Here is a 1,046-nt window from a genome sequence, read left to right on the forward strand (position 1 = left end):
TCCGATACCATCTGCTGCGGGATATTGTGGATCAGATGATCTCGTGCTGCGAAGGCATGAGATATTAGGCGGAGCAAGATGGGGTCAACCTCGCAAGTCGCCGAACCCCGATCGGGAGCGATCGCGAGTTTCCGTTCGATACCCCTCGATACCAGCTTGGCATCGATGCTGAACCTGTGCCGTTCTTCATGGTCATTGAGGAGCAGGTCTATAGCGAGGGTGTCAGCCGTTACCTGCACTTTCACATCAAGCTCCAGCAGCAACTTTCGTTTGTCGGCAATGCTCATTGATGGGAGGTCGGCCAGCAGCTGATCGTTTTGACCAATCAGTCCTGCCAAAGTTTCTGCATCTTTGCCATCGGCCAAGGGAAGCGAAGCAAGTTCTTTGGCAATCGCATTCATCACGATCCGTTCGATCTCACCGCACGGCATCCTCCAGACCGTGTTCTTCTTTTCGCCTGGCTCCAGGCGGGTTGCATAATAGCGGTAGAGCCTTTCTCCCTTTCTAGCCTGAGAAGGAGACATTGGCCTGCCTTCGGGGTCAGAGATTAGACCAGTCAACAGACTTGGGTTTTCCGATTTCTTGCCGAGGGCATTGTCCCGGCGATTGGTAGCAAAGATGCTTTGCACTTCATCGAACAGTGCCTGATCGATGATGGGATCATGCTCGCCGTCATAGATGGAATCTTTATGCCGGACCTTTCCTATATAGATCGGGTTATGGAGGAGTTTGGTGAGTGATCCGGCCCGGAACGGAATGTCTCCAACAATCCGTTCCCCTTTGTACAGCCGTGGCTTTGTCCGATAACCATCAGCAGCCAGTTCATCGACCAGCTGAGGTACTGATTTGAGTATCGTGTAGCGCTGGAACATATGCCGGACCGTTTTTGCCTCGGTATCGTTGATAACCAATCGCCGTTCATCCAGATCATATCCAATGGGAACAGGGCCTCCCATCCACATACCTTTCTTCTTGGATGCTGCGATCTTGTCCCTGATCCGCTCGCCGGTAACTTCCCGCTCGAACTGGGCAAACGAAAGCAGGAC

At 52.8% G+C, this 1,046-nt stretch carries 1 protein-coding gene; it reads right to left on the reverse strand.

Translation table 11 applies throughout. The features are described from left to right. Nucleotides 1-1,046: recombinase family protein (locus tag V6D20_20485; GenBank protein ID HEY9818157.1), on the reverse strand; the 1,046-nt coding region annotated here is incomplete at both ends.

The organism is Candidatus Obscuribacterales bacterium, from assembly GCA_036703605.1.
In the GTDB taxonomy this organism is placed as follows: Bacteria; Cyanobacteriota; Cyanobacteriia; order RECH01; family RECH01; genus RECH01.